Below are 8,572 nucleotides of genomic sequence, written 5' to 3'. Positions count from 1 at the left end.
CTTCAGACGGCCCATCATGGATCGACCTCGCCGAGATTCGCGTCAACACAACGGAATCACGGTTCGTGACTTGTCTCGACTTTTGCAACAAAATCGGCCTGCAGCGGACTTCGGTGCATCGGTACTAGAGAGCCTATGGTCGTGGATTCCGAGAGCTTGAAGAACATTCAGATTATAGATCGCGCGGTCAACGCGACGTTCAGCTTGTTTCAAGCGACCGATGATGAGTTCGCTGCTATCTTTCCCGGCCCGGGCCAAGACATGGAGTTGATTGAGGACTTTACCGAACGCGCTGGGGAAGAGCAGACTTTGCGAATATTGTCGCCCGTATGGGGCGCCCCATTTTGAAGCGCGATGCGCAAGGTGTCCACGGGACGCTGTACTTCGAGTATGCCGACCGGAGGCAATCTCTTCCGGAATCTAAGAGAGAGGTCGATTGGCCCGATTCTTACGTTATCTTGCGCAGCGCAAGCTGTTTGCCAGCAAACGTTAGGGCCTGTATCTGGCCCTGCGACTCGCGGCGATGTCGGCTTGTAACCCGTTGCAGACGTTCGGACGACCAGCCAGATTATAATTGTGAACAACGTCACAGAGCCGAAGCTTGCCTTTTGGCAAGCTCTACCTACGCTGCGCACATGTTGTTCGGGGCTGCGATGGGCGCGTTTCCCTGCGTTTTACTGGTCTTTTCATCTTGCTTGCTTGCGGCTCAGCGGGAGGCGGACCGACGTGCAAGCTGCGCGAGACTGGTAGCGGCAGTCAATGCGGCACAGTTCGGCCAAGTTTGATCCGAGAGTTCGCTGGCGAATGGGGGCACTGATGGCCAAACTGTATTGGATCTGTGCTGCCGTACTCGGCTGCTTGATGTCGCCTGTGCAAGCTGCCGGTGTTCAGCTTCTGGATACCGATCCAAATCTGGCTGGCGCTATATGGTACCCTTGCGCAGCAGCGGCGCAACGAGTGCCCCTCGGCAAACTCACTGTCCAATTCATTGAAACGATTGAAGGTACGAAGGACTGTCCCGTCACAGGAACGAACTTGCCACTCGTGATCGTCTCGCACGGACGCGGCGGTTGGTTCGGACAACACGATGACACGGTGCAGGCCCTGGCAAACGCTGGATTTGTCGTCGCCTCGATCAACCTTCCGGGTGACAATGGAAACGATTCCTCGCAACGAGACAGCCTTTCCATTCTGGCAACCCGGCCCGCCAGCATTATCCGATTGCTTGATTTCATCTTGAATGACTGGAAAGACCGGGCTGCGATTGATTCCTCCAGGATCGGCTTCTTTGGGTTTTCGCTCGGCGCCTATACCGGATTGGTGTTGGCGGGCGGCAATCCCGATCTCCGGAGATTTGCGCTCTACTGCTCGGACGCGAACCGAACGCGGGCATGCGAGCAACTCCGTAGCGGCGACATACCAAGCAGCTTGCCTCACGAACCTCGTATCCGAGCCGCAGTGCTCGCCGATACGGCAATTAACTTTGCCTTTCCCGCCGACCGCTTGGCAGACATCACAATCCCGCTGCTGATCTGGCGATCAGAGTTTGGCGGCGCAGGCGTAGACCCGAAAAACTCAGCGCTCGTTGCTCAGTCGCTGCCCGGCAAAAAGGAAGTGCGCGTGGTGCCTGCCGGTCATTTTGCTTTCCTGTCGCCATGCACAGCAGAGTTCGCGGAGAAGCTTCCTCGCTTCTGTACTGACCCGCCGGGTTTCGACAGGACGGCATTCCATCGCGAGTTCAACGCCAGCATCATCAATTTCTTTCGAGAGACTCTCGTTCGCCAGGGCGAGAGCCGTTAGCAGCCGATCTATGCGCGATGGACGGCCGCATCCTGGGCGGCGATGCGTTCTTCTACTATCTCGCGGCGAGCTCGAAGGCATCGCACTCGCCGGGAAGCGCAGCCTGCGATTGGCGGCATCGCTCAAGCTGATGAGGCGGGCCCAGAACGGTTACTCAGAGATCTCGGATGTCTGCCGAGAGGGTAACGCAGGCCTGACGTGCGACCGCGGCGAGGTCGGCAAGTGAGCCCAAGCTGACGTCTGGCCCAATATCAGCACGTTTGACGAGATCATTAGTTTATGCTTATCATTAGTTATGGCTAATGATAGATCCGCTACCGTAACGGCAACCCTTCGGCGAAGCATGGCTAAAGACAGCGTGCAACTGGCCGCTCTGGGCGATTCGACCCGCAGACGAATATTCGCATTGCTGGGCGCGCGGCCGCGCACTGTCGTTGAACTCACCCGTGAACTGACTGTCTCCCAGTCAGCCGTCTCTCAGCATCTGAAGGTGCTGCGCGAATCTCATTTGGTTCGTGCCGAGCCGAAGGGAGCCAGCAACATTTATCACATCGATCCAGCGGGGCTCAGCCAGATGCGCGCCTGGCTTGACCGGTTCTGGAGCAGCACACTGGCTGCGTACAAAGTGGCCGTAGAAAAATCAGTGGAGGACCAGAAATGAGCATCCGTGTATCGGCGGCACCCATCAAACAATCGATCGTGGTTGAGGCGCCTATCGAGCGCGCGTTTAAGGTCTTTACGGAAGACTTCGGCAGCTTCAAACCACGCGAGCACAATCTGCTCTCCGTGCCCATCGCAGAGACCGTGTTCGAGCCCCGGGTCGGCGGTCACATCTATGATCGAGGTGTCGACGGCAGCGAATGCCGCTGGGCGCGTGTGTTGGCTTTTGAGCCGCCGAATCGCGTGCTTCTAAGCTGGGACATCAGCCCGCGCTGGCAAATCGAAACCGATCCAGACAAGACCAGTGAATGGGAGGTGCGGTTCATTGCCGAGACGCCAAGCCGGACTCGATTGGAACTTGAGCACCGTCACCTCGAACGTCATGGCCAAGGTTGGGAAGGCGTGAGCGAAGGCGTTGAAGGCGATCAGGGTTGGCCGCTCTACCTGAAACGGTTCGCCGAGCGGATAGCCCGCGAGGCTTGATATCCGCGTAACCTATGCGACGTGATCGCATTTGCGGAGGTCCTTATGACAGCCTACTGGCTTAGCATTGTCGGGGTGCTTGCCCTTTGCCTCCTGTCAATTTTGCTGGCGGTCTATTCAGGATTCTCCAAAGGCAGGGCCGGGGCACTCTCCGGACCTGTCTTGCCGTTGGATGACGATAACCTGCTGTACCGGATCGATCGCGTCCACATGAACGCAGTGGAGGCGCTGCCGCCTTTTGTCGTCCCGACAGTCCTGGCTACGTTGGCAGGGGTAAGACCCGTCACGCTTGCAACGCTTGTATGGGTCTATGTCGCAATTCGTCTGATCCACGTTGCGGTCTATTTGCGCGGCGGTAACGCGGCCAAAGGCGGCAGCGTCAGAACCATTCTCTATGTTTCAGGTGCCCTCGTAACGGTCATCCTCATTGTCGTAACCGCCCTGGCAGCCATCCACTAGGGTATCAACGCTGGCCGCCTGACGACAGCGGCTTTTGGCCCGAAGCGAGCGATCTGTGCAATTCGCAAGTTGTGGCCCTGCAGACGTGGGCTGCAGCGTGAAATTCAGCATGATCTGATGAAGCTGCTGAACTGGAAATTCTGTACCGATTGCCACGGCGTCGCGTGCTTATGACGCCGATGATCCGTCAATGTGAAGCCGGCGCCGAGCAGTGCGGTGATGCTGTCAGCGGTGTGACGTGTCACGAGCAAGCCGCTGCATTTCTCCGGACCATCGATTGCGAATGTGCCGATGATGACATGACCGCCAATTTTTACGGTTCTTCGGACGCACGCGACATAAGCCGCTTGTTCTTCCGGCGCGGTGAGAAAATGGAACGCTGCACGGTCGTGCCAGATGTCATAATGGCGCGCTGGCTGCCATGTCGTCACATCGGCGACGATCCAATGCACGGCGTCGCCAGCGGCACCGAGCCGTGCACGCGAGGCCGCGAGCGCCGCGTCGGACAGATCAAGGACGGTCAGATCTGCATATCCAGCCGCCAGCAGCGCATCGACCAGCCGAGCCGCCCCACCGCCGATGTCAACAATCGGTGAGGTAAGCTCTGCGGCGGCCAGTGCGATCAATTCGAGCGAAGGCGACGGGCTCTCCTGGAACCAGCTTAACTCGCGTTCGCCCTTGCTCTCGTATACGTTCTCCCAATGGGCCGCCCGGCCTGAAATCGTCATGAAACCCGATCCCTTCCATGCTGACCCCGCCAATACTCGACCGCAAGCATTACTCCATCCCTTCAGTGTTCTCGCCCTCGGCGCTCCTGCGTGAAGCGCGGCGACAGCGCGGCCTGCCACGGCAGGATGTCCGGAGGTCTGCATTCTAGACCCGGACGGCGATCTCGTCAGGTGACCCAAGGCGGACCATGACCTGCAAATTCCGAGCTGGCGATCACTTCTAAGATTGCTTCGTTGAGCCGGTTTCCCACGCTACCGGCCCAAGTTGATTAAGAAGTGGCCCAAATTCGTTCCTGTATCTGGAACTGAGTATCTGGTTTAGAGTCTCGTGATCGCCGCCCGGTCCTTGGCTTTTATCGGTGACAGAGAGTCCTGCACGCTCCCGCCTTTGACAATCGCGGTGAGCTATGTGTGAGAAATGTGACGAGATCGACCAGCGCATTGCGCGGTACAAGTACATAGCATCACGTATCACCGACCGAATTACGCTCGATGGCATAACTGAATTAATCGAAGCTGCGCCCGCCAAGAAGGCCGCTTTCCATTGCAAACCCGAGCAACAGTGAGGCCGCGTTGAACCTAAACGCCGGCGGTCCGACCAATGTCTACTGGAGGATTGCGGTTTCCAGTTCCAACGTGGCGCCACTGAGCATTATTGGGCTTGGTGGCGTTTTCGTTTAGGGGGAATTTCGAAACTCAGAGCGGCCTATTTCAACCTCGATAGGGGCGCTGGCCTGTTTCCCACCTCAGTGGCCCGGTTTGATTTTAGCCCCGTCCTGCCTTTCTTTGTCGCAATCGCTCAGCTTGTCCAAGGCATCAGTGGCTTAACCCACATATAGGGCGTAGACTCAGCCGATCACCGCCCCGCCATCGGCATCTATCGGTGACTGAGAGTATCGCGCTCCCGCCTCCTACCCGGAGAGCACTATGCGCACCAAAGCCGTACAACCCACATTGTCGTTGCAGGATAGGCTTATGCTCGAGGCTAACCGCCTCGAAGGCGATGCAAACAGGCTGCCCCCATGGCCCCCTTCGGGAAGCCATGATCCGCGCAGCGGGACTAACCGAAAGTGCGCATCGAATCGAGAATTGGCTGTCCTCGGCAACGTTTACGAGCGCCAACGTGACCAACGATCGCTGTCGTATTCATCTTCCTGCATCTCAGCGAGGTCCGAGACGAGCCAGAAAGGGAAGGGCATCCAGGGCGGCCCTGCGGCTTCAGCCGTTATCGCAGCCTGCCGAGCCACAGCGCGGCGAGGGACTGGCGACTGCGCACGGCGAACTTGGCGTAGATCGACTTGACGTGGAAATGCGTGGTGTTCGGACTTTGCTCGAGCTTCTGCGCGATCTGCCTTTCCGTGTCCCCGGCGAGCAGTCCGAGCAACACGCGGCGTTCAGCGGGTGTGAGGGGCGCGTTGGCGATGAGCAGTCCGTGGCTGAGCAATTGTTGACGGTGAAACCATCTCAAGGCGCGCATCACGAAGCCCAGACGCTGGCCGTCCGGTGCCGTAAAGCGGGGTTGCTGCGCATCACGAAATACGAACAGGCGAATCCTCAAATCGTCATTGAGCGCAATGCGCACGGAGATGCTGTCGGCGAAGCCGACGTCCAGATAGTGGCGCCGATAGTGCTTGCCCTTGAACCATTCCGGCGGCAGCGTTTCGAACAGCAGGCGGACGCGGAACGGCTCGTCGCCCAACATTGACAAGATCTGGGACAGGTCGACGTCGTCGGACCAGAGCGTATCGTACTGCTTCTGCACGGATGCCGCCACCGCCGGTATCGGGTCCAGCACCCTGACGAGACGCGGACGCCAGCCGAGCAGGGGATCGGTCCGCTTCGGCGAAGGCAATCGCACGACCACGCCCCACAGCACATTGCGTGCCGACAACATGGTGCGCAGTGCGGACAGCAGGTGGGTCAGCGCGGCGTCACTGTCGGCGACCGAGAAGTCGGCCAGCTGATCCCAGAGCGCATAGACGTCTTGATTTAGCGGATCGATGGGATCCGTGGAGAGATGCATGTCATTTCCAGATTGTGCCGGTCGCCGAGCTCAGAGGCGACCCCAGAGGCCTTCGACCTCCGCGAGCATACATAAAGTACAGCGAACCACCTTTCCAGGTAGTTCTCAGATGCACCAAATGGCGCGATATCGGCACGGTTACCGGGAATACAGATTCTCTCAGCGTAACGACATTGGGAGATCGACGATGCGTACGACGACGGGCGCGCGCCGGCCTCAAAGGCCTGGCGAAGGCCGGACGGAGAGGCGATGGCGGCGCGGTTTTTTCCTCGCCCTGTCATCCGCGGTGCTGATTACACTCTCAGCCTTTGCGCAGCAGCCACCGGCAAGGGTGTCGATCCGCCCCGGGCGTTAGCGTTCCCTGATCAAGCCGCTTTTGCACGCGTTTCCGTCGCTCTCGGAAGTTGATTGGCATGGAAATCTCATGATCCGGCCAGCCTGCCGGGTTTCTGATCGGCTCGTCGAGCCAGAAGAGCACGGCATCGTCGCTTTCATCATCTCGGCACTGCATGCGTCGCGGCGCCGCCTGGCGAGCCGCGTCATACGCCAATGTGAGCATTTGCTCGGAAACGAAGCCCAAAAAACGTCCGGAGAACAAGAATGGTGACGAGCAGAGCGACGCAAACAAGATTGGCGGCCCGATCCCATGCCCACAATGAAACGGGCTGGCTGCTGGCAGTCGCCGCCGCATTCCTCATCGTGCACGCCGCCGCCTGGATCATCTGCGGACATGTTTCGAGCAACGAGGGCGCGCATTCCCAACCTGAGCCGATATGCCTGTCGTGCGATTGACGGCGCTGCTGGATTGCAAACCGATCCGCGGAGTCGATGCGCCGGCGCTCATAAATCGCAGCGAACCACCTTTCTAGGTAGTTCTCAGACCCCTCGTGTGACGCGATATTCGGCGCGGTGACTGGGAAGACGGATTCTCTCTGCGTAACGACATAGTTGAGCGGGCCTCCGCAGAACTTAAGCGCGTGCAGAACACGTTGCCGATATACCACCCCGCCTCGCAATCGTCGCGCCGTGACGATTGTTTGCCGTTTTCAAGGATCCAGCCATGCAACGCTTTTCTGTTTCGTGCTCCGGTCGCGAGACATTCCCGGTCGTCGACACGGCAAACAAGAGCGTTTCTGGAGTTACGTCATGAAGGTCAAGCTCGGTTCGACGACGCGGCTGCAAAACAGCAGCAGCATTCACAACAAGATGTCAGGTGGGGCAATGTCGGGCTTTGGACGGTTTTCGAACGGACGGGCCGCGCTGCTGGCTTTGGCATCAACCGGATTGGTCGGGATCGCGGTCCCGGCGTTGGGACAGGATGCGACCTGGCTGGCCAACCCTGGCACTGCCGACTACAACACCGCCGCAAACTGGGCCCCGGCGACGGTGCCAGTCGGCACCGCATTGTTTGGCAGCTCGAACACGACCGCGCTGACGCTCTCGGCCGACACCACGGTCGGCGGTTGGACCTTCAGTCCAGGCGCCTCGAACTATGTTCTCGACAACCACAACTTCCTTCAAACTCTCACTTTCAGCGGTGCCGGCATTAGCGTTCAGGGCGGCAGCGCCACGATCACCAACAGCGGCTTCCGGAGCTCCATCGCTTTCAACGGCAGCAGCTCGGCGGGCGGCGCCACCATCACTAACACTGCAAACGGCATCACGATCGGTTTCAACGACAGCAGCACGGCCGGCAGCGCCGCCATTACCAACGGTGGCGGGTTCGACTTCCTGGACGCCAGCACCGCCGGCAGCGCCACCATCATCAACAACAACGGGCTGCAATTCGCTGACACCAGCACAGGCGGCAGCGCCACCATCATCAACAACGGCAGCCTGGAATTCGCTAACTTCGCGACGGGCGGCAACGCCGCCATCACCAACGGCGCTTCGAGCGTTACGGATTTCAGCGACTCGACAGGGCCCAACAATGATCACAAGCTCAGCGCCGGCTCGATCAATGGCGCCGGGCTCTTCAGCCTTGGTCAGAACGAATTGACGGTCGGCGGCAACAACCTCTCCACCAACGTCACCGGTGTCATTGCCGACGGTGGCGCTGTCGGCGGCACCGGCGCCTCACTCGTCAAGGTTGGTACCGGCACGATGACGCTGTCCGCTATCAACACATACACCGGCGCGACCACCGTGAACGGCGGCACGCTGGCGGTCAACGGCGATATCACCTCGGCAAGCGGCGTCACCGTGAATCCCGGCGGCACGCTCGGCGGCAGCGGCATCGTCGGCAACACCAACGTCAACGGCGGCACGCTGGCGCCGGGCAATTCGATCGGCACGCTGACGGTGAGCGGCAGCCTGACATTGACGGCGGCATCGACCTATCTGGTGCAGATATCGGGCGCATCGAGCGACATGACGGTTGTGACCGGCACCGCCAACCTTGCGGGCAAGGTCACGGTCG

Annotated in this window: 9 protein-coding genes and 2 pseudogenes; 9 read left to right on the top strand and 2 right to left on the bottom strand. The window is 59.4% G+C overall.

Annotated elements, in window-relative coordinates; all coding sequences use genetic code 11:
* The first annotated feature begins 156 nt into the window (after positions 1-156).
* From IVB36_RS20940 to IVB36_RS20920, 6 genes and pseudogenes are all read left to right on the top strand, one after another.
* Positions 157-348 (top strand): hypothetical protein, encoded by a 192-nt coding sequence (locus tag IVB36_RS20940; RefSeq protein WP_247392895.1) that lies wholly within the window; start codon positions 157-159, stop codon positions 346-348.
* 468 nt (positions 349-816) lie between these two features.
* Positions 817-1,800 (top strand): dienelactone hydrolase family protein, encoded by a 984-nt coding sequence (locus IVB36_RS20935; RefSeq protein WP_247392894.1) that lies wholly within the window; start codon positions 817-819, stop codon positions 1,798-1,800.
* A gap of 17 nt (positions 1,801-1,817) precedes the next feature.
* Positions 1,818-1,942, top strand: a pseudogene (locus tag IVB36_RS40485) (GrlR family regulatory protein); the annotation flags it as partial.
* Positions 1,943-2,143: 201 nt separating this feature from the next.
* Entirely contained in the window at positions 2,144-2,461 is a 318-nt protein-coding gene (locus IVB36_RS20930; protein ID WP_018456332.1) for a metalloregulator ArsR/SmtB family transcription factor, read from the top strand.
* Positions 2,458-2,943, top strand: a complete 486-nt coding sequence (locus tag IVB36_RS20925; RefSeq protein WP_204511026.1) for an SRPBCC family protein — start codon at positions 2,458-2,460, stop codon at positions 2,941-2,943. The genes IVB36_RS20930 and IVB36_RS20925 overlap by 4 nt, the downstream gene beginning before the upstream one ends.
* Positions 2,944-2,988: 45 nt before the next feature.
* Positions 2,989-3,402, top strand: coding sequence for an MAPEG family protein (locus IVB36_RS20920; protein WP_204511027.1), 414 nt, complete (start codon positions 2,989-2,991; stop codon positions 3,400-3,402).
* A gap of 104 nt (positions 3,403-3,506) precedes the next feature.
* Here IVB36_RS20920 and IVB36_RS20915 read toward each other — a convergent pair whose 3' ends face one another.
* Positions 3,507-4,130: a class I SAM-dependent methyltransferase gene (locus tag IVB36_RS20915; protein WP_247392893.1), complete on the bottom strand. Its 624-nt coding sequence runs from the start codon at positions 4,128-4,130 to the stop codon at positions 3,507-3,509.
* Between the two features lie 17 nt (positions 4,131-4,147).
* Here IVB36_RS20915 and IVB36_RS20910 point away from each other — a divergent pair.
* Positions 4,148-4,302 (top strand): annotated as a pseudogene (locus IVB36_RS20910) (uridine phosphorylase); the annotation flags it as partial.
* Between the two features lie 1,053 nt (positions 4,303-5,355).
* On the opposite strand, the gene IVB36_RS20905 reads toward IVB36_RS20910, so the two are convergent.
* The gene (locus IVB36_RS20905; protein ID WP_247392892.1) at positions 5,356-6,153 is read right to left on the bottom strand and encodes a helix-turn-helix transcriptional regulator; all 798 of its coding nucleotides are present in this window, start codon (positions 6,151-6,153) and stop codon (positions 5,356-5,358) included.
* Between the two features lie 424 nt (positions 6,154-6,577).
* Between IVB36_RS20905 and IVB36_RS20900 the strand changes: the two genes are divergently transcribed.
* Together IVB36_RS20900 and IVB36_RS20895 are read left to right on the top strand one after the other, a co-directional pair.
* Positions 6,578-6,760, top strand: coding sequence for a hypothetical protein (locus IVB36_RS20900; protein ID WP_247368670.1), 183 nt, complete (start codon positions 6,578-6,580; stop codon positions 6,758-6,760).
* A gap of 341 nt (positions 6,761-7,101) precedes the next feature.
* On the top strand, positions 7,102-8,572 hold a 1,471-nt coding region (locus IVB36_RS20895), incomplete at its 3' end, for an autotransporter-associated beta strand repeat-containing protein (RefSeq protein ID WP_247392891.1).

This window comes from Bradyrhizobium sp. 35 (assembly GCF_023073215.1).
Lineage (GTDB): Bacteria > Pseudomonadota > Alphaproteobacteria > Rhizobiales > Xanthobacteraceae > Bradyrhizobium > Bradyrhizobium canariense_D.
Note: the sequence above shows the minus strand (reverse complement) of the source record. Positions and strands in the feature narration are given on the sequence as shown.